General features: G+C 67.8%; 21 protein-coding genes. 7 read left to right on the forward strand and 14 right to left on the reverse strand.

All coding sequences use genetic code 11. The features are described 5' to 3' along the window. Positions 1-93 precede the first annotated feature (93 nt). The 6 genes from FHT32_RS15070 to FHT32_RS15095 all read right to left on the reverse strand — a co-directional run bounded on the left by FHT32_RS15070 (position 94) and on the right by FHT32_RS15095 (position 6689). Entirely contained in the window at positions 94-990 is an 897-nt protein-coding gene (locus tag FHT32_RS15070; protein WP_176665405.1) for a pirin family protein, read from the reverse strand. 75 nt (positions 991-1065) lie between these two features. After that, entirely contained in the window at positions 1066-1839 is a 774-nt protein-coding gene (locus tag FHT32_RS15075) for a GNAT family N-acetyltransferase (RefSeq protein ID WP_176665406.1), read from the reverse strand. After that, positions 1836-3107 (reverse strand): biosynthetic peptidoglycan transglycosylase, encoded by a 1272-nt coding sequence (locus FHT32_RS15080; RefSeq protein ID WP_176665407.1) that lies wholly within the window; start codon positions 3105-3107, stop codon positions 1836-1838. The genes FHT32_RS15075 and FHT32_RS15080 overlap by 4 nt, the downstream gene beginning before the upstream one ends. Positions 3108-3119: 12 nt before the next feature. Continuing rightward, positions 3120-3692, reverse strand: a complete 573-nt coding sequence (locus FHT32_RS15085; RefSeq protein WP_176665408.1) for a hypothetical protein — start codon at positions 3690-3692, stop codon at positions 3120-3122. Further along, positions 3673-4602 (reverse strand): exosortase Q, encoded by a 930-nt coding sequence (xrtQ, locus tag FHT32_RS15090; RefSeq protein ID WP_176665409.1) that lies wholly within the window; start codon positions 4600-4602, stop codon positions 3673-3675. The genes FHT32_RS15085 and xrtQ overlap by 20 nt, the downstream gene beginning before the upstream one ends. Before the next feature lie 26 nt (positions 4603-4628). Continuing rightward, on the reverse strand, positions 4629-6689 hold the full coding sequence (locus tag FHT32_RS15095; RefSeq protein ID WP_176665410.1) for a VIT and VWA domain-containing protein: 2061 nt from the start codon (positions 6687-6689) through the stop codon (positions 4629-4631). Between the two features lie 204 nt (positions 6690-6893). Here FHT32_RS15095 and creD point away from each other — a divergent pair, with 204 nt between their 5' ends. The 5 genes from creD to FHT32_RS15120 all read left to right on the forward strand — a co-directional run bounded on the left by creD (position 6894) and on the right by FHT32_RS15120 (position 13713). Beyond that, on the forward strand, positions 6894-8372 hold the full coding sequence (creD, locus tag FHT32_RS15100; RefSeq protein WP_176665411.1) for a cell envelope integrity protein CreD: 1479 nt from the start codon (positions 6894-6896) through the stop codon (positions 8370-8372). Continuing rightward, a complete protein-coding gene (locus tag FHT32_RS15105; protein ID WP_176665412.1) occupies positions 8369-9661 on the forward strand; it encodes a glycoside hydrolase family 3 protein in 1293 nt (430 codons plus the stop codon). The genes creD and FHT32_RS15105 overlap by 4 nt, the downstream gene beginning before the upstream one ends. Positions 9662-9678: 17 nt before the next feature. After that, entirely contained in the window at positions 9679-12084 is a 2406-nt protein-coding gene (locus FHT32_RS15110; RefSeq protein ID WP_176665413.1) for a penicillin-binding protein 1A, read from the forward strand. A gap of 98 nt (positions 12085-12182) precedes the next feature. Continuing rightward, on the forward strand, positions 12183-12788 hold the full coding sequence (locus tag FHT32_RS15115) for a hypothetical protein (protein WP_176665414.1): 606 nt from the start codon (positions 12183-12185) through the stop codon (positions 12786-12788). Positions 12789-12798: 10 nt separating this feature from the next. Further along, complete coding sequence (locus FHT32_RS15120; protein ID WP_176665415.1) at positions 12799-13713, forward strand: acyl-CoA desaturase; 915 nt, start codon at positions 12799-12801, stop codon at positions 13711-13713. Here the strand turns inward: FHT32_RS15120 and creC are convergent. After that, entirely contained in the window at positions 13702-15141 is a 1440-nt protein-coding gene (gene creC, locus FHT32_RS15125) for a two-component system sensor histidine kinase CreC (RefSeq protein ID WP_176665416.1), read from the reverse strand. The two genes, FHT32_RS15120 and creC, sit on opposite strands and share 12 nt — an antisense overlap. 124 nt (positions 15142-15265) lie before the next feature. Next, positions 15266-16057, reverse strand: a complete 792-nt coding sequence (gene creB / locus FHT32_RS15130; protein WP_176665417.1) for a two-component system response regulator CreB — start codon at positions 16055-16057, stop codon at positions 15266-15268. A 568-nt stretch (positions 16058-16625) separates the two neighbouring features. Here creB and FHT32_RS15135 point away from each other — a divergent pair. Then, on the forward strand, positions 16626-17567 hold the full coding sequence (locus FHT32_RS15135) for a YcjF family protein (protein ID WP_176665418.1): 942 nt from the start codon (positions 16626-16628) through the stop codon (positions 17565-17567). A 108-nt stretch (positions 17568-17675) separates the two neighbouring features. Here FHT32_RS15135 and cueR read toward each other — a convergent pair whose 3' ends face one another. Both cueR and FHT32_RS15145 read right to left on the reverse strand, forming a co-directional pair. After that, a complete protein-coding gene (gene cueR / locus FHT32_RS15140; RefSeq protein ID WP_176665419.1) occupies positions 17676-18077 on the reverse strand; it encodes a Cu(I)-responsive transcriptional regulator in 402 nt (133 codons plus the stop codon). Next, complete coding sequence (locus tag FHT32_RS15145; RefSeq protein WP_176665420.1) at positions 18074-18268, reverse strand: heavy-metal-associated domain-containing protein; 195 nt, start codon at positions 18266-18268, stop codon at positions 18074-18076. Before FHT32_RS15145 ends, cueR begins: the two co-directional genes overlap by 4 nt. A gap of 132 nt (positions 18269-18400) precedes the next feature. Between FHT32_RS15145 and FHT32_RS15150 the strand changes: the two genes are divergently transcribed. Beyond that, on the forward strand, positions 18401-20638 hold the full coding sequence (locus FHT32_RS15150) for a cation-translocating P-type ATPase (protein ID WP_176665421.1): 2238 nt from the start codon (positions 18401-18403) through the stop codon (positions 20636-20638). 18 nt (positions 20639-20656) lie between these two features. Here the strand turns inward: FHT32_RS15150 and FHT32_RS15155 are convergent, their stop codons facing one another. The 4 genes from FHT32_RS15155 to FHT32_RS15170 are packed head-to-tail and all read right to left on the reverse strand — an operon-like array spanning position 20657 to position 23935. Further along, a complete protein-coding gene (locus FHT32_RS15155; RefSeq protein WP_176665422.1) occupies positions 20657-21139 on the reverse strand; it encodes a GNAT family N-acetyltransferase in 483 nt (160 codons plus the stop codon). Positions 21140-21194: 55 nt separating this feature from the next. Continuing rightward, entirely contained in the window at positions 21195-22325 is a 1131-nt protein-coding gene (locus tag FHT32_RS15160) for a sterol desaturase family protein (RefSeq protein WP_176665423.1), read from the reverse strand. Positions 22326-22358: 33 nt separating this feature from the next. Further along, entirely contained in the window at positions 22359-23642 is a 1284-nt protein-coding gene (locus FHT32_RS15165) for a beta-ketoacyl synthase (protein ID WP_176665424.1), read from the reverse strand. Beyond that, positions 23639-23935, reverse strand: coding sequence for an acyl carrier protein (locus FHT32_RS15170; RefSeq protein ID WP_176665425.1), 297 nt, complete (start codon positions 23933-23935; stop codon positions 23639-23641). The genes FHT32_RS15165 and FHT32_RS15170 overlap by 4 nt, the downstream gene beginning before the upstream one ends. Between the last annotated feature and the right edge of the window lie 6 nt (positions 23936-23941).

The raw sequence follows: 23941 nt of genomic DNA on the forward strand, positions 1-23941 counted from the left end.
AATCTAGATCCGAAGCGCGGCAGCCGGTGCATGTACGCGATGCCGAATTCCGGTAGGCGGGCGACTACATCGCTCGCCCCCGCGGGTGGGCGTTCAGCCCAGCTTTCCGTTCTGGAAGTCGTGCACCGCCTGCCTGACCTGCTCGGAGGTGTTCATCACGAAGGGGCCGTACTGCGCGATCGGTTCGTTGAGCGGCTTGCCGGCGATGAGCAGGGCGCGCGCCGGGCTGTGGTTGGTCGCGCCGGCGCGCAGCACCACGCCGTCGCTGCCCGGGTCGTTAGCGAGGATGGCCATGCGCCGCGTGGGGATCTCGCTGCCCGCGATCCACAGCGATTCGCGGAACACGTAGATCAGCGCGTTGTGGTCGTGCGGCAGCGGCTGCGCGAACTCGGCGCCCGGCGGCAGTTCGATGTCGAGGTAGAGCGGCTCGGTGTGCTCGCGCCGCACGGCGCCCTCGATGCCGTGGCTCGCGCCCGCGATCACGCGCACGCGCGCGCCGCCGGTGGTGGTGAATTCAGGGATCTCCGCGCTCTGGATGTCGCGATACCAGGGCTCGCGCATCTTGTCTTTTGCCGGCAGGTTGAGCCAGAGCTGGAAGCCTTCCATCAGGCCTTCTTCCTGCTCGGGCAGCTCGCTGTGCACGAGGCCGCGGCCGGCGGTCATCCACTGCACGCCGCCGTTCTCGAGCAGCCCTTCGTGGCCGGCGCTGTCGCGGTGGCGCATGCGGCCCGAGATCATGTACGTGACGGTCTCGAAGCCGCGGTGCGGATGGCTGGGAAAGCCGCCGATGTAGTCGCCCGGGTTGTCGCTGCCGAAGGCATCGAGCATGAGGTACGGGTCGAGCCGCTTCTGCAGCGGCTGCTGCAGCACGCGGGTGAGCTTCACGCCGTCGCCATCGCTGGTGGAGACACCGGCCACGATGTGGTCGATGCCGCGCGGCGTGGCGACGGGATCGGTGGGGTGGTTGGCGTGGTGATTGGCGTTCGTCATGCGTCCATGGTGGCACTAACGCGCCCACCGCGCCACCCGCACCCTGTCAGCCGACAGCTCGTGCGGCCTGCGGCTTCAGGGCCACTGCTGGCGCTGCCAGTAGCTGTATTTCCACTGCGTCTCGAAGCCCGCGCGGCGATACAGCGACAGCGCCGCGTGGTTGCCGGCATCGACCTGCAGGAACACCCGCTCGAAGCCGCGTTCCACCGCGGCCTGCGCGAGCCCCGCAAGCACGCGGGCGGCCAGCCCCCGGCCGCGCTGGGCCTGGTCGGTGCGCATGCCGTGCACGCTGGCCCAGCCGTGGCCGAAGGCCATGGCGCCAGCAGCCAGCGTACGGCCGTTCTCGCGCACGCTGGCGTAGAGCGTGCCCTTGGCGCGCGAGAGCATCCGCACGCGATGGGCACCGTCGACCGGATCGAAGCCCTCCCCGAGGAACAGCGCCGACCAGGCGGCGTCGGGTGTGCGATCGACGTCGGCCAGCGCGCCGCCCGGTGCGACCACCTCCTGCATGCGCCGCACCGAAGCCAGCTGCACGCAGGTCGGGCTGTCGGCGACGTAGTGCCGCCGCTCGAGTTCGGTGCGCAGCCCGTCGAAGCAGGGCGCATCGGCCAGGCGCAGCGCGGGCTTGGCCTGCCGGCTGTCGTAGCGGTCCTCGATACGGTCGAGCGTGGCGTGGTCGACCGGGCCCCGGTGCAGCGGCACGGCCGACTTGGCGCGCTTGACGGTGCCTCCGGCGAAGGGCAGCAGCCAGCCGTCGAGCTCCTCTGTCAGGTCGGGCGACACCGCGGCGATGGTGGCGCGCTCGATGGCTTCGATATCGGTAACGCCCAGCACGGCTGTGTTCGTCATTGTGTTGCGGCCTCCGGTGCCGTGAATTTCGCCGCGGCCACGCTCTTGAGCAGCGCCTCGCGCTGGTTGCGGCTGATGCCGCGGATGCCCTCGGCAATCCACTTGATGCGCTCGGGGTCGATCTGGCCGTCGCGCCGCCATTGCTCGAGCACGGCCTGCGGCTTGTGCAGCATGGCGGCGAGCCACACGGCCTGTGCCGGCTCCAGCGTGCGCGCGCTGCGCTTGAAGTACCGCTTCGCCGCGGCCTCGGCGCCGCAGAGGTTGCCGCCCCATGGCGCGTTGTCGAGGTACAGCTGCAGGATGCGGGCCTTGCCCAGCGTCTGCTCCATCTCGACCGCGTAGAGCAGCTCGCGCAGCTTGCGCTCCGCCGTGCGGTCGCTGCCCGTCACCAGCAGCTTGGCCAGTTGCTGCGTGAGCGTGCTGCCGCCGCGCCGCCGCGTCTGGCCGGGCTTCTGGTTGTTGTCGATGGAAGCGAGGATCTCGGTCAGGTCGTAGCCGCCGTGGGTGAAGAAGCGCTGGTCTTCGGCGGCGATGACGGCGCGCGCCAGCCAGCTGTCGTTGGCCAGCTTCGCCGACGGGCCGCAGCTGGTACGCGCGCCCAGCATGGCCTCGGTGCCCAGCCCTTCCACGGTGAACTGGCTGATGGTGGGCTGCACCGCGAAGGTGGCCTCCGGCAGCACGAGCTGGCCGCGCAGCGCCAGGGTGCCGCCGATGCGGGCGCGCTGGAGTTCGGGCAGCGCGGGCACCAGCACCGCGTACCAGCGCTCGATGGGCGCGTCCTGCACGCTGGCGTTGAGATGGATGTTCTTCGGCATCAGCCTGCCGTCCCACTGCCCCTGCAGCCGGGTGGCGTCGGTGCTCCGCGGTGTGGCTTCGAAGGTGCCGTTGAGCGTGTTGCCGTCACGCTTCACGGTGGCGACCAGGCGCTCCACGCGGATCGGCTGGGTGCCGAGCGCCGGCACCTCCGCGCTGCACGGCGCGCACTGCATTTCCAGCAGCTCGCCGGCCGGCTTCCAGGCGAAGCGCACGGTGCCGAAGCGCGTGTCGAGCGAGCGCCCGTCCAGGTGAGGCGCGAACCACGCGGAGGTGGCGACGCGCACCGCGGTCGGCACGCCGATCTCGAAACTCAGGGGCCCCGCCTTGACCGTGGTGCTCCATTCGCCGGAGGCCGGCGCGAGCGCCAGCCTGACTATCAGGAACATAGCCACGCAGGCCGTAATGACCAGGGCCAGCAGGCCGAAAAGCACGAATCGCAGGGTCTTCTTCACAGGCAGGTTTTCTCAGATCGGTCTCGCTACGGTGACAGCTTGCCACGGCCCATGCGATTGGCCGCTGGCGGCTGCCCAGTACCAGCTTGAAGTGTCTGTGAAAGCCGTGCCCTGGGCATCGACGATGCGCTCGCAGACGCGGATTTTTTGCGCTCCGTGCCGTTGAGCAACAAAACAGCGCCACATGCGCTCCTGCGCGTCGCGTTCCAGGCGCGCCTGCTCAATGCGGTAGCCCAGCGCGCGGTAGCAGTCCGCGGCGGGGTGCAGCATGCGCGTGGGCTGGCTGACCTCGCGCATCACCAGCGTCTGCGTGCCGTCGGTCATGCGACCGATGGCACCAGGGAAGCGATCGGCAAAACGCTGCTCCACGTCGCTCAAGGCCAGCGGGCGCAGCGCGGCGCCGTCCCACTGGCTCGGCCATTCGTGCGAGGCCACTGCGGCCGGCATCGCTTCGGCCGGCTCGCGCAGGGCCGCGCCGGCCGACCACAGCATGCACAGCACCATCGCCAGCGCGAAAGCCGTCTTGTGCCCGATGCGATTGATGAAATGGTTCGCAAACCAGCGTTCAAAGAACGGTGTCGACATGGCGGGCTCCCTGGGTGGTGATCAGGCCCGGAATGGGCAGTTCGGCGGCTTCGGGCGCGGGGCGCTCCGGCACCATCAGCCGGGCGATGGCGCCGCACACCGCGGCCAGCAGCACCAGGCCCAGCGCGTTGTGCGCCCACGGCGCGAGCGGATGGCCCGCGCCCTCGAAGGCGATCAGCACGCTGTTGCGCACGATGTTCCCGGCAAGCACGAGGAGGCCGACCATCGGCAGCCGCTGCATGAAGGCCCTGCCGCTGCGCGAAGCCCACAACGCGACCGCACAGGCCGTGAAGTAGCCCAGCCACACCATCTGCACGCCCGAGCAGGGCGCATCGACGATCACCAGGCGTCCGTCGACGACCAGGCTCGCACCTTCGCGCGCCACCTCGAAGCCCGGCGACAGCAGCCAGCGGCTGACCTCGGCCGTGACCACGCGCAGCGGATAGCCCGCATAAAACTGGAGCGAAGAAAGCAGCGGCAACGCGAGCACCGCCAAGCCGGCCACCGGCAGCGCCGCCACCTTGCGCGGCAGGAAGGCCAGCAGCCCGCAGGCCAGCGACAACACCGCCACCAGCCCGGCCGCGAGCGGCGGCAGCGCGGGCACGAAGCCGAGCCCCGTGCGCACCAGCGTCGCGAGCACCGTACCCGCGCAGGCCAGCGCGAGCCAGCCCAGCCGCGGCGATGCGCGCAGCTCACGCCGGCGGCTCCAGGCCAGCGCCGCGAGCGCGACCAGCGCGAGCAGGCCCAGCGGATCGTCGGAGCCGTCGCGCATGCGCTGGGCCATCCACACCCAGGTGGGCATCAGCGCGAGGAACTGCAGGCCGATCCAGCCGGCGGCCGGCGTGCGGTCGATGTGGATGCCCCAGTCCACGATGCGCGGATGGCGGTGGGCAAGCATTGCCAAGGACATTCTTTTCTTTCTTTTTTCCGGATGGGTCAGGCGGTGAAGCGGCGCGCGTCGTTGCGGCGCGCGCGGCGGCGCAGCATGGCGAGCATCGACAGCACGACGGCGATGGCGCCCAGCGATTCGGGCTCGGGCGTGCTCGGCACCTCGGCGCCGAGCGCCAGCTCGCTCACGCCTTGCGGCAGGGGCAGCGGCTGGTTCACGTTCACGCTGTCCTGCGGCGCCACGTTGCGCACCACCTTGTCGACGGCGATGAAGCTCGTGTATTGCGTGAGCAGGCTGTACTTCAGGCCGAGCTCGGTGATGCGGTCCTTCAGGGCCGTGCCGCCTTCCAGCGTCTCCTGGTCGCTCAGGCTCTGGATGCGGTGGCGTGCCCACAGCGTGTGCAGCGCGGCCGTGTCCTGGCGGGTGTTGCCGTCGATGCGCACTTCCTGGCGGTAGGGGCCGTTCGCACCCTGGCCTTCGATGATCACGCGGCCCTTGGCTTCGCCGCGCCACTTGCCGAACACGATCACCGGGCGCTCGCCGAGCACGTCGGGCAGTGCCTGCGGTTCCACGTCGTACACGTCGAGGCCGCCGAAGGTGGCCTTCACGTTCGTGAGCACCGGAGACTCGACCATGCGGCGAAAGCGCGCGGCCTGCTCGGGCGCCTGGATCGGGTCGGTGATGATGAAGGGCTCGCCCATGCCGGCGCGTGCGATGCCTTCCATCAGGCTGCGGTTGACCGAGGAGCCGATGCCGAAGGCGAACACGTTGGCCTTCGACAGGTTGTTGCGCACCAGCTCGAAGGCCTCGCGCTCCACCGTCACGTAGCCGTCGGTCACCACCACCACGGTGCGCGAGACGTTCGCTTCCTTCGGTTCGGCATACACACGCTTGAGCGCCGGAATGAGCTCGGTGCTTCCGCTGCCGCTGTAGTTCTTGATGGTGGCCAGCGCCTGCTCGATGTTGGCGCGCGTGGCCGGCACCGACCTGGGCGAGAGCATCTTGTTGCTGCCCGAGAACAGCAGCACGTTGAAGGTGTCGCTCGGTCGCAGCCCGCCAATCAGGCGCTCCAGCACCGTCTTCGCGGTGTCGAGCGGAAAGCCGTGCATCGAGCCCGAGATGTCGACCACGAAGATGTAGTCGCGCGGCGAGATCGCGCTGGCGGCCACGGCCTTGGGCGGCTCGACCATGGCGAGGAAGAAGTTCTCCGCATTGTTGCCTTGGCCCTTGTAGAGCATCAGGCCCGATTCGATCTTCTCGCCCGCGAGGCGGTAGTCGAGCACGAAGTCGCGGTTGTCGGCGGGGCGGCCGTCGGCGGCGAGCACGACGTCGGCGTGCTGGTCCTCGTCGCTCTTCTTCACGTCGATGGCGTGCGTGGCCGAGCGGATCTCCTTGATGCCCATCGGCGTGTCGATGGTGGCCTTGAGCCTGAAGCTCGTTCCGGCGGCAGTGCCGGCGGCCAGCGTGGGCTGCGCGACCCACTTGGCCTGCGCGTTCTCCGATTGCGGCGAGTTGTAGCGCGGGCCGACCACGGTCGGAAACACGAACTGGTAGTTGCCCGACTGCGGCACCAGCAGCTCGGTGTAGCGCAGCTCCACCTTCACGTCGTCGCCGGGCAGGATGTTGGCGACGTTCATCTGAAACACGTTGGGCAGCTGCTGCTCCAGCAGCGCGGCGGTCTTGCCTTCCTTCTTGGCGGTGTCGTACTCGATCTGCGCCTGCTGCTTCTCGCGGATCTGCGCGGTGATGAGCCGGTCGGCCAGCCGCACGTTGAGGCCGCTCACCGCGGCCTTGGTCGAGCCGGGGAACACGTACTTCGCCTCGATGGCGCGCTGGCCTTCGTTGCGGTAGGTCTGCGTGACCGTCACGTCGGCGATCACGCCCGAGATCTTCACCGACACCTCGGTGCCCTTGAGCGGCAGGCGGTCGACCGAGGGGTCGTCGCTCTTCACGAAGAAATAGGGGCTCTCGGTCTTCAGGCGCGGGCCGGCGGGCGCTTCCTGCGCGTGCGCCGGGCGCACGCCCATGGCGATGAAGCCCGCGGTCGCCAGGCTCACGGTGGCGAGCCAGAGCCAGCGGCCGGGACGTGTGGTGGTTTGGGCATCCATGGCGGGGGTCCTTGTCCGTGCGAACTTGCACGGCCGCAACTTTCTCCACCGCGCGAGAAGCCAGTTGGAAGGCGTCTTGAAGTCGACGGCCACCCGCATCCGCTGTGTGAAGTCTGTGTGAAGCGAGGCGGCCCGGGCCCTTCACACGGCCTTCGGTTCGCGCGGCGAGCATCGCGTCCATCGCTACAGACGAGGAGAGAAAAGATGTTTCAGCTGCTGAAGGCGCTCCAGAGCTCCATGCTGGCGAAAGTCGCCGGCCTGTTTTTCCTGCTGCTGCTCCTGTGCATTCCGCTGGGGGAGATCGATTCGATCAACCGCGCCCGCGGCGAGAGCCAGCGCGAGGCCGCCGATGAACTCGCCGCCACCTACGCGGGCCGCCAGACCATGGTGGGACCGCTGCTGCTGGTGCCCTACGTGGAACGCTGGATGGAGCCGCTGCGCAATGCGCAGGGCAAGGTGATCGGCCAGGAGCCGCGCAGCAAGGAGATGGCCCACGTGGTGTTCCCTGACAAGCTGCACATCGAGGGCTCGATGGCGCCGCAGGAACGCTATCGCGGCATCTTCAGGATTCCCTTCTACACGCTCGACGCCACGCTCAGCGGCGGCTTCGCCGCCTTCGACCCGAAGGCCGTGCCGCACAGCGAGACCGACTCGAAGATCGAGTTCAAGGCACCGCTCATCGCCTTCAACGTGAGCGACCTGCGCGGCCTTGATGGTTCGCCAGCCATGATCATGGGCGGCGAGGCCCTGCGCTTCAGGCAACGCGTGCCGGGCCTGGACGACGATGCCTGGTTCGCGAACGGCATCCACGCACCGGTCACCGGCGCCGCGCTCACGGCCTGGCAGGCCGGCACGCCGATCCCCTTCGAGATGAAGCTGGGCCTGGTCGGGCAGGACACGCTCGCCATCGCTCCCATCGCCGAGGAAACGACCGCGCACCTGCGTTCGCTCTGGGCGCATCCCAGCTTCGGTGGCCGCTTCCTCGCGGCCGAGCGCAGCGTGACGCCTCAGGGCTTCGATGCGCACTGGCGCGTGTCCTCGCTCGTGACCTCGGCGCGCGAGCAGGTGCGTGCGGGCCTTTCGGGCCAGGGCGGCTCGGCGGACGTGGCCGGCAGCGCCCACCCGGCGGCGGCCGTTCCGACACGCCGCAACATGGGCTCGCTGCAGACCTTCGACGTATCCCTCGCGCAGCCGATCAACGTCTATTCGATGAGCACGCGCGCGGGCAAGTACGGCGTGCTCTTCATCGGCCTCGTGCTGATGGCTGCCTTCATGTTCGAGCTGTTCCGCAAGCTGCGTCTGCATCCGATCCAGTACGGCCTGGTCGGCCTGTCGATCGCGCTTTTCTTCCTTCTGCTGCTGGCGCTGTCGGAGAAGTTCACGTTCTGGATGGCCTATGCGGGCGCCGCCTCGGCGAGCGTCATGCTGCTGGCCGTGTACTTCAGCGCGGTGCTCGGCGGCTGGCGGCGCGGCATGTCGTTCGGTGCCTTCGTGGCGCTGCTGTATGGCGCGCTCTACGGCCTGCTGGCTTCGGAAAGCAACGCGCTGCTGCTGGGCGCTCTGCTGATCTTCGGCATGCTGTCGGTGCTGATGCTCGTGACACGCAAGGTCGACTGGTACGCGCTCTCGCGCCGCAGCGAAGCCGCTCCCGTGGTGGTGCCCGAGGCGCAGACGGCCGCATGAAGCCCCTGCGGGTCATCGCTGGTGCTTCGGGCTGGCTGGCACTGGCCGCGCTGTGGTTCTGGGCCTGGCACCTGAAAGACCCGCACCTGCGCTTCATGCGCGCGTGGGAACTGCCGCTGCTCCTGGCGCTGACGGCGGCGGCCATCGCGATCGCGTGGCGGCTCTCACGCGGCAGGCTGCGCCCGCTGGCCCTCGGGCTGGCGTTCGCGGCCTTGCTGACCGCCCTGTGCAACGAGGCGGCTTCGCACCGGCACCGCGCCGAGGTGAATGCGTCCGGCGGCCCGCTTGCCCGGGCGCTGGGTGCGCACTTCATCGTCGGCTACGACGATGCGAGGAATCTGCGCGACCTGGCCGGCAAGGGGCTGATCGGCGGCATCTTCGTAACCGGTCGCAATGTCAGGGGCCGGACGGCCGACGAGCTGCGCAGCGAGATCGCCGATCTGCAGGCGGTGCGCCGCGCGGCCGGGCTGCCGCCGCTGATTGTCGCGACCGATCAGGAAGGCGGCGCCGTCTCGCGCCTGTCGCCGCTGGTCGAACGCCAGCCCTCGCTCGCCTCGCTGCTCGATGCAGACCTGCCCGACGAGGAACTCGCGCAACGTGCCCATGCCTACGGAGCCCGCCAGGGCAGGGCACTGGCCGACCTGGGCATCACGCTCAATTTCAGTCCGGTGGTCGACCTGCGCACCGGCCGCGCGCCGGGTCCCTGGGACCTGCACACCCGCATCGACGAACGCGCCATCTCGGCCGACCCGGCGGTCACTGCGCAGGTGGCGCTCGCTTACGAGCTGGGCCTCGAATCGGCTGGGGTACGAGGCACCCTCAAGCACTTTCCCGGGCTGGCCGGCGTGACCGAGGACACCCATCATTTCGCCGCCGAGCTGCGCACGCCGGTCGCCCGGCTCTCGGCCCACGACTGGAAGCCGTTTCAAGACGTATCGAAACATTCGGATGCGGCGATCATGCTGGGCCATGTCATCCTTGCGGAACTCGACGCCGCCTATCCGGTCTCTTTCTCGCGCAAAATCGTACAGCGGGTGATCCGAGGCGAATGGGGCTACCAGGGCCTGCTCGTCACCGACGATCTCACGATGGGCGCGGCCTACAACCGCGGTCTTTGCGACGCCACCGTCCACGCCCTGAACGCCGGCGTGGATCTCCTGCTGATCGCCTTCGACCACGACAAGTATTTCGATGCCATGCATTGCGCGCAGCGCGCTGCGCGGCAAGACACGCTCGACTTCCGGATGCTGGAACGCGGCAACGCGCGGCGGCTCCAATCCTTTCGATAGCCAAACAGGCATTTCCCATGTTCAAACGCTCACATTCCAAGGCTTCCGGCGACGACGGCGCGGCGCCACCCGGCTCCCGCTTCAACTGGAAGCGCGTTGCCGGCTGGGGCGCCATCGGTGTCGGCTCCGGCGCGCTGGTGGTGCTGGTCGCGGCCATCGTCGCCGTGGTCACCATCTACCCGAAGCTGCCCGACGTCTCGGAGCTTTCCGACTACCGCCCCAAGCTGCCGCTGCGTGTGTATTCGACCGAAGGCCAGCTGATCGGCGAGTTCGGCGAAGAGCGCCGCAACCTCACGCCCTTCGCCAACATCCCGAAGGTGATGAAGGACGCAGTACTGGCCGTGGAGGACGCCCGGTTCTACGACCACGGCGGCGTCGACTACAAGGGCTTCCTTCGCGCGGCGGTAGCCAGCCTGAAGGGCGGACGCAAGCAGGGCGCCTCGACCATCACGATGCAGGTGGCACGCAACGTGTACCTCACCTCCGAGCGGACCATGAGCCGCAAGACCTACGAGATCCTGCTGGCGATGCGGCTGGAACAGCAGCTCACGAAGGACCAGATTCTCGAGATCTACCTGAACCAGATCTACCTCGGCAACCGCGCCTACGGCTTCGCCGCCGCGGCCGAGACCTATTTCGGCAAGCCGCTGCAGAACATCACCATCGCCGAGGCCGCGATGCTCGCCGGCCTGCCGAAGGCGCCCGGCGCCAACAACCCGGTCGCCAACCCACGCCGCGCGCGTGCGCGCCAGCTGTACGTGATCGACCGCATGCAGGAGACCGGCTTCATCACCGCCGAGCAGGCGGCCGCCGCGAAGAAGGAAGAGCTGCACCTGCGCGATGCGGCCGACCCGAACCGGCTGCATGCCGAATACGTGGCCGAGACGGTGCGCCAGATGATGTACGCGCAGTACGGCGACAGCATCTACACCAGCGGCATGAAGGTCTACACCTCGATCGTGGCGGCCGACCAGGCTGCGGCGTACCGGTCGCTGCGCAAGGGCATCATGGACTACGAACGCCGCCAGCCCTACCGCGGGCCAGAGAAGTTCGTCGACCTGCCGACAGAGCAGAAGGAAATCGACGAAGCGGTGGACGACGCGCTGGCCGAGCATCCGGACAACGGCGACGTGATCGCGGCCGTGGTGCTCGACGTGAACGCGAAGGAAATCAGCGCGGTGCGCGCGAACGGCGAAACCATCCAGATCACCGGCGACGGCCTCAAGCCCGCTCAGTCGGGCCTTGCCGCGAAGGCGCCGCCCAACATCAAGATCCGCCGCGGCGCCGTCATCCGCGTGGCGAAGACGCCCAAGAACACCTGGGAGATCACCCAGCTGCCCGAAGTGGAGGGCGCCTTCATCGGCATGGACCCGCGCAGCGGTGCCATCAAGGCGCTGGTGGGCGGCTTCGACTACGGCAAGAACAAGTTCAACCACGTGACGCAGGCATGGCGCCAGCCGGGTTCGAGCTTCAAGCCCTTCATCTACTCGGCCGCGCTCGAGAAGGGCTTCACGCCCGCCACGGTGGTGAACGACGCGCCGCTGTATTTCGACGCCAGCGCCAACGGCGGCCAGCCCTGGGAGCCGAAGAACTTCGAAGGCACCTACGAAGGCCCGATGCCGCTGCGCACCGCGCTGATGAAGTCGAAGAACCTGGTCACGCTGCGCGTGCTGCAGTCCATCGGCGCGCCCTACGCGCAGGACTGGATCACGAAGTTCGGCTTCGACAAGGACAAGCATCCCGCCAACCTGCCGATGGGCCTGGGTGCCGGCTCGGTCACGCCGATGCAGATGGCGGTTGGCTACTCGGTGTTCGCCAACGGCGGCTACCGCGTCAATCCCTACCTGGTCACGCGCGTCACCGACCTGCGCGACAAGGTCATCATGGAAACCGAGCCGCCGGTACTCGACGAGACGCGCCGCGCCATCCCGCAGCGCAACGCCTTCATCATGGATTCGCTGCTGCAGAGCGTGGTGCGAAACGGCACCGGCTTCAAGGCCTACCAGACGCTCAAGCGCGACGACCTCTACGGCAAGACCGGCACCACCAACGATTCCTTCGACACCTGGTTCGCCGGCTTCCAGCCGACCATGGTGGGCATCGCATGGGTCGGCTACGACACGCCGCGCCAGCTCGGCGTGCGCGGAGAGACCGGCGGCAGCCTGAGCCTGCCGATCTGGACCGGCTACATGCAGACCGCGCTGCAGGGCGTGCCGGTGACGCATCCGGCCCAGCCAGAAGGCGTGGTGAGCATCGACGGCGAGTGGTACTTCGACGACTTCACGCCGGGCCACAACGTGGCGAGCCTGGGCCTGGAGAACAGCGACACGCCACCGCCGCCGGTGGAAGAGCTCACCGGCGCGCCCGTGGGCGCGCCGCCTCCGCCGGAAGAGCGCAACCGGATCCTCGATTTCTTCCGGTAGCCGGGCTCTCTTCACGGAGTTGAAAAGAGAAGGCGGGTCGCGGTGCCTACACTCGGTACCGCGACCCGCCTTTTCTTTTTTCTCCTCTGCCCGTATCCATGGAAATCCTCACCCTGGTGGCACTCTTCGCCGCCGGCTTCTACATCCTCAAGTCTAGGGAGCAGCGCATTCGCATCGCGCTGCTGGCCAGCCACCTCGGCCGCTACCAGATCGAGAAGCTGATGGAGAGCCTCACCTCCGGCTACATGCGCTGCCTGGGCGAAGACGATGCCGAGCGCCGCCGGCAGATCTGGCTGCTGCTCGACACCACCGAGGAAAAACTCTCCAGCCAGGTCGACGGCTTCGCGGCCGAGTTCTCGCGCATGCCCGAGCCGATCACCCGAGTGAGCAAGCTGCCCGTGGCCATTCCGCTCTTCACCCAGTTATTTCCGGCCGCGAGCTTCGACATGCGCCAGGCATTGCTCATCCACGCGCGCGGCATTGCCGGCGTGATGCGCAACGAAGCGGGCCGCACGCCGAAGTCCAAGGCCTACATGATGTCGGCCGAGCTGTTCCTGCTGCAGCACACCTGCCACTGGTATTGCCGCTCGAAGACGGTGGCCTCGGCACGCATGATCGGGCAGCACCAGACGCAGTACCTGCAGGCCCTCGGAGCCGTGAGTCCGGAGACGCGCGAAGCCTATCGCGCGCTGATCGGGCGCTGAGCCTTGCGCGATGCTGCCCACGGGTCTCGACAATCATCGGGTTCACGCGGGGCAGGCCGATTTCGTCTGCCAGGGCGAAGTTCTGTACGCACCGGTCAAGTCGCTCTGGTTCTCCGGCATGGCCGCCGCCGCACTGGTTGGCGGTTTTTTCTTTTTCCGGTGGGATGCATTCGCGCTTTTCGTCGCAAGCACCGCGTTCGTGCTTTTGTTCGGCCACTCGCTGGGCAGCCATCGGCAGCTGATTCATCACAGCTTCCAATGCCCCCGATGGCTGCGCTGCGCCTTGATCTACTGCGGCGTGCTCGTCGGCCTGGCCGGTCCTCTGGGCATTCTTCGCCAGCACGAGTTGCGCGACTACGCACAACGCCTGCCGGTCTGCCATGACTACCTGCGTCACGGCCGCGGTTTCTGGATGGATGCATGGTGGCAGCTTCACTGCGAACTTCATCTCGCGCATCCACCCGGCATCCGGATCGAATCGTTTGTTGCGAACGACCGCTTCCTGCAATGGCTGGAAAGAACCTGGATGCTGCAGCAGTTGCCCGTCGCCGTACTTTTTTATCTATGGGGTGGATGGGCTTTCGTTTTCTGGGGCGTGTGCGCACGTGTCACCGCGGGCGTGCTGGGTCACTGGTTGATAGGCTGGTTCGCGCACAACCAGGGCGAGATGAATTACGAAGTGCGAGGCGCTGCCGTTCAAGGGCGAAACATACCGTGGACCTCGCTGCTGACCATGGGCGAGAGCTGGCACAACAACCACCATGCCTTTCCCGGCTCCGCCAAGCTGGGGCTCGCGCCCGGGGAATGGGACCCGGGATGGTGGATGCTCAGGCTGCTCGAACGGTGCGGCCTGGTGTGGGATCTGCGTCTTCCCGAATCACTTCCGTCGCGTCCGGAACTCGTCGAGACCCGCTCAGTGATGTGAAGACAGCGGCAGCGTGAGCGTAGCCACCGCCCCGCCACGCGATGCATTGCCCAGATCGATGCGGCCATGGTGCAAGGCCGCGATCTCCTTGACGAAAGCCAGCCCCAGGCCCGTGCTCTTCTTCTGGTTGTGCGGCCTGGCGAGCGAATAGAACTTCTGGAAGACCTTTTCCTGCGCGTATTCCGGAATACCGGGGCCGTGGTCGCGCACGCTGATGCGGGCCAGCTTCGAAGTCGTTTCGAGCGTCAAAAGCACCTCGCTGTCCGGCGGCGAGAAATCGATGGCGTTGTCGAGCAGGTTGCTGATCGCCCGGCGCAGCAGGAAGGGGTCGCCCTCGGTGCGGGCTTCGTTGCGGATGTTCACGAGCAGCCTGATGCTGCGCTTGGAGGCGGCGGGCTGCGCGCTGGCGGAGATGTCTTCGATCAGCGCGGCGAGCGACACTGGTTCCGTGCGGTCGAGCGCGCGCCGGGTTTCCAGCGCGGTGAGCTCCATCATGCGATCGACGATTTCCTGGATGCGCTGCGTCTCCCGCTCGATGTTCTTCAGGAAACGCTCGCGCTCGGCGTGCGGCATCGACGGCTCCTGCAGCAGCTCGGCCGCGCCGCGGATGGCGGAGAGCGGGCTCTTCACCTCGTGCGTGAAGGTCTGCACGTAGTCGGCGACGTAGTTGCGCCCGGTGAGTGCGTCGCGCATCTCGCTGAAGCCTGTGCGCACGCCGTCGACCGCGCGCCGCGCCATGCGTGAAAGGCTCAGCGTGCGCTGGGCGCGCACCCAGGTCCAGTAGTCGCGGATCAGTCCGAAGGGCCGCACCAGCCAGACCGAGACGATCAGCGTGAGCAGCAGCAGCGCCAGCGCCGAACCCACGCCGACCCAGATGGTGCGCCCGCGCGCGTCCTCCACGAACTGGCCGAAGCTCTGCACCGGCTTGCCGACGCTGACCATGCCGACGATCTCGTTGTTCCAGCGGATCGGCGCGCCCACGTACATGACCGAGGTGCGCGGGTCGCCATCGACGTCGCGCGAGGTGCGCGCGCCGTACAGGCCGGCGAGCGTGCGGCTCACGTCGCTCCATTTCGAATAGTCGGCGCCGAGGTGCCTGCCGAGCGAATCGAACATCACGCGGCCGTTGCGGTCGGTGACGTACACGCGCAGTTCGACGCGGCTCTTGTGCAGGTTGTAGATCTGCGCCGAGAACTCGCGCGCGTAGATCGTGCGGAACAGCGGCTCCAGCCGCGCAGTGTTGATGGCGCCGGCGATCACGTCCTGCTCGACCAGGCTGGCCACGAGCTGCGAAGTCTCGACCAGCGATTCCTCGGCCGATTCGCGATAGCGCGGATCGATGTCCGAGACGACGCGGTACAGCAGGAAGGCGATGCCCGCCGTGTAGATCAGCAGGATGCCGATGAAGATGCGCGTGCGCCGTGTCAAAGCCTGGCTCCCCCCCAGGCTTGTCCACTTCGTGTGGCCGCCAGCCCCCTCGCCGGGGGCGATACCTGCGGCCCGGCAAAGCCGGCTCCGCGGTATTCCGCGACAAGGCAGGCCAGGGGCGGCGTCATGCCTTTGATGGCAGTTCTTCGTTCAGTGCGTAGCCGGTGCCGCGCAGCGTGCGGATCGGCTCCACTTCCGGCGCGATCGCCTTGAGCTTGGCGCGCAGGGTCTTGATGTGCGCGTCGACCGTGCGGTCGAAGCTGTCGCTGGCGTCGTCCCAGACCAGTTCGAGCAGTTCGTCGCGCGTGAAGACGCGGCCGGGCCGTTGCACCAGGAGCTTCAACAGGCCGTATTCGTAGCGTGAGAGTTCCAGCAGGCGCCCGTAATAGCGGATCTGCATGCGCTCGACATCCAGCGCGAAGGGCATTGGAGGCACCTGGGAGACCGCAGGAGGCGCCTGGCCGGGAATCTGATGGGGGGCCCCTTGGTTTCCGCCCGGGCCCGCCTGCGGAGCTCCTGAGCCGTTCCTGGCGCTGCGCCGCAGGATGGTCCGCACACGCGCGACGAGCTCCCGTGGAGAAAAGGGCTTGGCGATGTAGTCGTCGGCGCCGAGTTCGAGGCCGACCACGCGGTCTATCTCGTCGCTGCGGGCCGTGAGGAACACCATGGGCACCTCCGGTCCGCCCATGGACTGGTTGAGCGCCTGCAGGCGCTTGAAGAGCTCGAAACCGTTGAGATCCGGCAGCCCGATGTCCAGGATGGCAAGCGCCGGCGGTTCCTGCGCGAACTGGGCGATGGCTTCCTCGGCCGTGGCGCACCAGACCGGGATGAATCCGTCGCTCTTCAGGACGTATTGCAGCGTGTCGGCGATGCCCGACTCGTCTTCGGCGATCAGGATCCGGGGTTTGAAGCTCATCCGCGAATGTTAGCGAGGGGGAAGAGGAAACCAGGAGGACCGGTTTCGTCCGCTGCGCCCTGGACCGGCGCGGCCGTTCGCCGCTTTTTTTCGGGGCGCGGCTTCTCTTGTTCCCTATCTCTTGTTTTTATTATTCAAATTAGTAGTAGTAGATAAGGGTCGCACCCCTCTGTGGACATGCCCCTTTTTTCGTTATGCGACAAGGACTTGTCATGCCGCCGTCACTGTGCGCAGCCGCGCTTCCGGTTTGTACCCGCGGCATGGACAACATTGGGTAACCCTTCGGGCCTGTGGATAAACCATGCCTTGTTCAAAAAATGTCCCCAGACTTGTCCTTTGACGGCCCTTTGAAAATCTGCGAAAGCGGTTTTTGCCCGGAGAAATTCATTGCCGAAAAAATGGGCAGGCTAAGGATTCTTCTTTCAAATCAAAGGCTTGCGCGACCCCTACACAGAAGTGCCGACGTTATCCACAGAGTTGCCCAAGGTTTGTGGGGAGAACGGGCGAAGGAACCTTCTGGCGCGGGCCGCGACCCCACCAGGTCGTTGAAATTGCGGAAATATCGAACATGTCACCTTTTGAAACAAAGTCGATCGTTACCCTGAGCCTGCTGGCCGCATTCGTCGACGGCGAGAAGCACGAGCGGGAGCGCGCGGAGATCAAGCGCATCGCGGAAGGGCTGTCGCAGGCCGACGGCCTGAACCTGCCGACGCTCTACCAGGATGTGCTGATGAAGCGCGTGTCGCTCGCCTCCGTGGCAGGGGAGCTGAAGAGTCCGGAGGCGAGGCAGCTTGCCTACGAGATGGCGGTGTGCGTCTGCGACGCGGACGGCACGCAGTCGGAGGCGGAACGCATGTTCCTGGCGGACGTGCGTACCTCGCTCGGGCTGGACGCCTCGGCGGCGGCGTTCTCGCAGAAGGCCGAGGAAATCGCCGCAGTGCCCGTGGCTGCCACCTCGGCGGCGGTTTCGGTACCCGCGGCACCGAAGAGCCCCGACACGGCGGAACTGGACAAGTCGATCCTCAACGCCGCCATCCTCAACGGTGCGCTCGAGCTGCTGCCCGAGACGCTGTCGACCATGGCCATCATTCCGCTGCAGATGAAGCTGGTCTACCGTATCGGCAAGTCGTACGGCTACGAGCTCGACAGCGGCCACGTCAAGGATTTCCTGGCCACGGTCGGCGTGGGCCTCACCTCGCAATACCTGGAACAGGCCGGGCGCAAGCTGCTCGGGGGCCTGCTCGGCAAGGTCGGCGGCGGGCTGCTGCGCGGGCTGGGCAACCAGGCCGTGAGCTCGGGCATGAGCTTCGCATCGACCTACGCCCTCGGCCACGTCGCCAAGCGCTACTACGCCGGCGGCCGCACGCTCTCGACGCAGATGCTGAAGGACGCCTTCTCGGGCGTGGTGAAGGAAGGCCAGAGCCTGCAGACGCAGTACCTGCCCGCCATCCAGGAAAAGGCCCGCACGCTGGATGCAGGCAAGGTCTTGTCGTTGGTGCGCGGCGCTTGAAGGACTTGTTCCAGGAACACCGCGGAACCGGCTTCGCCGGGCCACCGGTGTTGCCCCCGGCGAGGGGTTGGCGCAGCGACACGAAGTGCGCGAAGCCTGGGGGAGTACCTAGTTCGCCAGATCGTCGAGGATCGGGCAGTCCGGCCGTGAGTCGCCGTGGCAGCAGTGCACCAGGTGCGCCAGCGTGCTGCGCATCGACTGCATGTCCGCGATGCGCTGCTCCAGTTCGCCCAGGTGCTTTTCCGCGATGCGCTTCACGCTCGAGCTGGCGCGCCGCCGGTTGTTCCACAGCCCGACCAGCTCGGCGATCTCTTCCATCGAGAAGCCCAGGTCGCGCGAACGCTTGATGAAGCGCAGCGTGTGGATGTCGGCCTCGCCGTACTGGCGGTACCCGCTCTCGGTGCGCGCCACTGCCGGCAGCAGGCCCAGCCCTTCGTAGTGGCGGACCATGCGGGCCGATACGCCGGAGCGCTGCGCCGCTTCGCCGATGCTGACCGGGCCCGTCGTCATTGGACCGCGTACCCCGCGTTCTCGATGGCGGCCAGGATGTCCTTGCGCGGCTGTTCGCTCAGCACGTCGACATGACCCGTTTCCAGATCGACCGTGACCTGCGCTTCGGGATCCACCGTCTGCACCGCGTTCTGCACTGCGTTCACGCAGTGGCCGCAGCTCATGCCCGTGACCTGGAATTTCTGGCTCATCGTGTTGCTCCTTGAAAATGAGGAATAGCTGGAGGCCGCAGTTTGAACCCTCTCACGATGTCAATGTCCAGGGCAGGGGTTCTGAAATCGTCCGCTTGACCTTGACATCGTGTGAGCCTTTAGCCTTCGCACATGGAAAAACTTCAGCAGAACCCTTCCGTCGCCACCTTCGACCTCTCGGTGGGCGGCATGACCTGCGCCTCGTGCGTCATGCGCGTGGAGCGTGCCTTGAAGAACGTACCGGGCGTGCAGGACGTGAGCGTGAACCTCGCGACCGAATCGGCCCGCGTGGTGACCGGTGGCAGCGAAGACATGGACGCCCGGCTGCGCCGTGCCGTGCGCGCAGCGGGCTACGAACCCCGTACGCCGGAAAGTGCCGCCGATGAAGCAGCGCTTTCGCCATGGGCCGGCTTCGGCCCGGTCGCGATCGGCCTCGCGCTGTCGATTCCGCTGATGGCGCCGATGCTGGGCGATCTCTTCGGGCTCGACTGGATGCTGCCGCCCTGGGTGCAACTGCTGCTCGCGGCGCCGGTGCAGTTCTGGCTGGGCGCGCGCTTCTATCGCGCCGGCTGGCATGCCGTGAAGGCGCGTGCCGGCAACATGGACCTGCTGGTGGCGCTGGGTACCAGCGCGGCCTTCGGCCTTTCGCTGTGGCTCTGGTGGCGTGCGTCCACCGGCGAGCATGCGGGCCACGGCATGGTGCCGCACCTTTACTTCGAGGCCTCGGCGGTGGTGATCACGCTGGTGCTGCTGGGCAAGTGGCTGGAGGCGCGCGCCAAGCGCCAGGCCACTTCGGCGATCCGCGCCCTGCAGCAGCTGCGGCCCGAAGTGGCGCATCTGATCGGTGTTCGTGGCAAGGAAAGCGACGTGCCGCTGTCCGAGGTGATGGTGGGCGACCGCCTCGCGGTGCGTCCCGGCGAGCGCGTGCCGGCCGACGCGAAGATTGTCGAGGGGCATTCCGAAGTCGACGAATCGATGCTCACCGGCGAACCGCTGCCCGTGCCCAAGGGCCCGGGAGATGCGCTCACGGGCGGTGCGGTCAATGGCGACGGCCGCATGGTCGTGGAGGTGAGCGCGATCGGCGCCGAGAGCGTGCTCGCGCGCATCATCCGCCTGGTGGAAGACGCGCAGGCCGCGAAGGCGCCGATACAGCGGCTGGTGGACAAGGTCGCGGCCGTGTTCGTGCCGGTGGTGCTGCTGATCGCGCTGGCCACTTTCGCAGGCTGGATGGTGTCGGGTGCCGGCATCGAGACGGCGCTGATCCATGCGGTGGCGGTGCTCGTCATCGCATGTCCGTGTGCGCTGGGTCTCGCGACGCCCGTGGCGGTGATGGCCGGTACAGGCGTGGCGGCGCGGCATGGCGTGCTCATCAAGGACGCGCGCGCGCTCGAGATCGCGCATCGCGTCGACACGGTGGCATTCGACAAGACCGGCACGCTGACCATCGGCCGCCCCATGCTGACTGCACTGGTTCCTGTAGCCGGCGTCTCGGCCTCGCAAGACCAGCTGCTGGCCACCGCCGCCAGCCTGCAAGGCGGCAGCGAGCATCCGCTGGCCAAGGCGGTGTTGTCGGCCGCCGCGCAGCGCAACCTGCAGGTGCCTTCCCTCGGTGCGATGCAGGCGTCACCGGGCCGCGGCGTGCGCGGTGAGGTCGAGGGCGTCCAATGGGCCATCGCCAGCCTGCGCTGGTGCCGGGAGCTCGATGCCATGCCCGACGACGCGGAAGTTGAGCGTCTGCAATCGCAGGGCGCCACGGTCTCTGCGCTGCTGCGATTCGACGAAGCCGGCGCCGCGCATGTGCAGGCCTTGCTCGCCTTTGCCGACGAACCCAAGCCGCAGGCGGCGGAAGCGATCCGCACGCTGCGTGCGCGTGGTCTGCGCGTGGTGATGATCTCGGGCGACAACCTGCGCGCGGCGCAGGCGATGGCGGCGCGGCTCGGCATCGCGGCGGAAGACGTTCGCGCCGACGTGCTGCCGGCCGACAAGGCCGCGCAGGTCAGCGCTCTCCGAAACAACGGGCATGTCGTCGCGATGGTCGGCGACGGCGCCAACGACGCGCCTGCGCTGGCCGCAGCCGACGTCGGCATTGCGATGGCGCCTTCGGGCGGCGGCACCGATGTGGCGATGGAGGCGGCAGGCATCACGCTGATGCGCGGAGACCTCGCGCTGGTCGCGCAGGCCTTCGAGCTCTCGGGCCGCACGGTGGCGAAGATCCGCCAGAACCTGTTCTGGGCCTTCGCCTACAACGTGGCCGGCATCCCGCTCGCGGCCCTCGGCCTGCTGAGCCCGGTAGTCGCCGGCGCGGCAATGGCGCTGTCGAGCGTGAGCGTGATGGCGAATGCGCTGCTGCTGCGGCGCTGGAAGCCCTGAGGCTTCTTCCGCGGAGGTTCAGTCGAGCAGCAGCGCCATGATGTGGTCGTCGATGGCCTGCGCATCCGAGGCGCGCTTGTAGAACTTGCGCAGCGTGCCTTCGCGTTCGAAGCCAAGCTTTTCGTAGAAGCGCAGCGCCGGCGCGTTGTCGCTTTCAACGATGAGCTCGATGCGCTTGATGCCATCCGCCTTCAGTCGCTCGATCGCATCCGTGACCATCGCCAGCGCAATGCCTTGACCATGCAGTGCGGGGTCTACAGCGAGTGTGCCGAGGCTGGCCACATGCCGCACACGGCCCGGGTAGCGCGAGGCGCGGTAGAAGCCGGCGATGCGGCCGCCGCGTTCGTAGACGAAGAAGTCGCGGCCATCCAGCAGTTGCCGGTAGATCTTCTTGAAGTCTTCCAGCGGCATCGGGTCGTAGCCCAGGTAGGGCACGACCTTCTCGTGCATGTAGAGGGCGAAGACGGTGTCGATGTCTTTGGGAGTGGCCAGCCTGCGCATGATGGGTGCCCCGCAACGATGAAGGCGCCGAGCATAGCGGGCCGTGCCCGGGTGCTCAGCCGAAGAGCAGTACCGCCGAGACCGCCAGCAGCGCAGCCTGCGCGCACCATGCCCATCGCAGGCGCAGCCGCGAATCGAGTACCGCGCCTATGGACCAGAAGCCGCCGACCGACAACGCGAGCAGTGTCAGCCCGGTGTGGAAGGCGAGGTCGTCGGCTCGCCAGAGAAAGGCCAGCGTCACGCCGACCCAGCATGCGAAGTGGAGGGCGGCCGATGCGACCTGAGGGCGCGTGAGCACGGGAGCGTGGATGTGCATGGCTTCTTCGAGCGAGAACGCGGGTTCCGGAAAGCGCGCCGCCACGTCGGCCGGCCGCCAGCCCGGGGGCTTGAACCACACGGCGACCTTGTCTCGCCAGCGCTTCGTGTGCCAGGCATCGCGCAGCAGCGGCACGTAGGGGCCGAGGATCGCGCGCATCGGGTCGAAGCTCGCGAGCGCCTTGCGCGTGCCGTAGACGCAGCGTTCGGTTTCTTCGGCGAAGGTGCCGAACATGCGGTCCCACACCACCAGCATGCCGCCGTAGTTGCGGTCGATGTAGCGGTCGTTCACCGCGTGATGCACGCGATGGTTCGAGGGCGAGGAGAACACGCGGTCGAACCAGCCGAGCTTGCCGATGTGCTCGGTGTGGATCCAGAACTGGTAGACCAGCACGATCAGCCCCGCGAGGCCGAACTGCTCCGGCGGCACGCCGATCACGGCCATCGGCAGGTAGAAGGCCCAGCCGAGGAACGCGACCGTGCTTTCCTGCCGCAGCGCGGTGGAGAAGTTGAAGTGCTGGCTCTGGTGGTGCACCGAATGCGCGGCCCAGAACACGGCCGACTCGTGCCCCGCGCGATGCAGCCAGTAGTCGAAGAAGTCGAACAGCAGCACCGCGGCGATCCAGCCCATGGCGCTGTCCCAGAGGGCGGGCCGCATCCAGATCGCGACCAGCGGATAGGCCATCGCGTAGAGGCCGATCTGGAAGAGCTGCGTGCACACCGCCAACGCCTGGCTCAGCAGCCCCTGGCTCAGGCTGCCGATGGTGTCGCCGAAGCGGTAGGTGTTGCGCCGCTTCAGCCAGCCCCAGGCGAACTCGCACGCCATGAGCAGCGCGAACACCGGCACCACGAAAACGACCAGCCGATGCACCGCGCGATTTTTCAGGAAGCGTTCAGCGAATCTTCAGCGATCGGACGCGCGGCCGGCCACGATGACTGCATTGGTGCCGCCAAAGGCGAAGGAATTGGACAGCGCATAACGCATGCCCTTGGCCTCGCGGGCCTCGCCCTGCACGAAGTCGAGGTCGAACGCCGCATCGGGCGTCTGCAGGTTGGCGATGGGTGGCAGCGTCTCGCGTGCCAGGGCACGCAGCGCCGCGACGAGCTCGATCGCACCGCCGCCGCCGAGCACGTGGCCGTGGATGGCCTTGGTCGCGCTCACCGGCACGGTGTCGCCGAACACCTCGCGGATCGATGCGGCCTCGGCTGCATCGCCGGCCGAGGTGGCCGTGCCGTGCGCGTTGATGTGGCCGATATCGGAAGCCTCGATGCCCGCGTCCCGCAGCGCGGCGCGCATCACGCGCACCTGGCCCGCGCTGTCGGGGTTGGTGATGTGCGTGCCGTCGCAGTTGGTGGCGTAGCCCGCGAGCACGAAGGGCGCGGCTTCGGCGCCGCGCGCGGCTGCATGCGCCTCGGATTCGAGCACCAATGCAGCGGCACCTTCGCCGATGGCGAAGCCCGCGCGGTCGCCCGAGAAGGGGCGGCATGCGGTCGACGGCGCATCGGCCGGTGGCGGCGCCATCACGCGCATGGCGTGCCAGCTGGCCATCACGCCGGGCGTGAGCATGGCGTCGTGGCCGCCGACGATGGCGACGTCGATCCAGCCGCCGCGAATCGCGCGCATTGCCTCGCCGATTGCCACTGCCGAGGAGGCGCAGGCGCAGGCGTAGGCGATGGCCGAGCCGCGTGCGCCGAAGTGCAGCGCGAGCTCTGCCACGGCGGCGTTGGGCATCACCGTGAGCACGGTGGTCGGGCGCATGCGGCGCTGTTCGCCATAGAGCGCGCTGGTGGTGTTGTCGAAGGTGCCCGCGCCGGCGAGCCCGCAGCCCCAGAAGATGCCGAGCCGGTCGCAGTCGATGGCCGCGAGATCGAGCTTCGCTTCACCGGCCGCGTCCTGCGCGGCGGCGAGCGCCATTGCGGTGCCGCGGTCCAGCGGCAGGCGCGAGGTGCTGCGGATGCCGTTCGAGTCGAAGTCGCAGGCGGCGACGGCGAGCGACATCGGGTCCATGCCCTTGATTTCCAGCGTCTGCGCGCGCACCGCCGAGCGGCCCGCGAACAGCGCCTCGTCGAAGGCCTCGACAGTGCGGCCGATGGGCGTGACGAAGCCGATGCCGCTCACGCGCACAGGGGCGGATGCGGCGCGCGCGGCGGAGGCCGCGAGCACGGAATGCGCTGCGCCGCTGCTCATGCCGTTGCTTCTGCGGGCTGTGCCGCGACGGCGCCAGCGCTCTCCGCGTCGATCACTTCGCACAGGCGCTGCAGCGTGATGCCGGCTTCGCGCGGGTCGAGGCGGTCTTCGGGAATGCGCAGGTGAAAGGCGTCCTCGACCGCGAAGACGAACTCCATCAGCGCGAGCGAATCGAGGCCGAGGTCGGTCAGCGCGGTGGCCGGCGAGACGGCCGCGGGGTCGACGCGGAAGTCGTCCCGCAGGATCGCGGCGATGGTGTTGAAGGTGGGCGAGAAGACAGCGGAAGAAGACATGGAGAT

The sequence above is a fragment of the Variovorax sp. SG517 genome, from assembly GCF_013376045.1.
In the GTDB taxonomy this organism is placed as follows: domain Bacteria; phylum Pseudomonadota; class Gammaproteobacteria; order Burkholderiales; family Burkholderiaceae_C; genus Variovorax.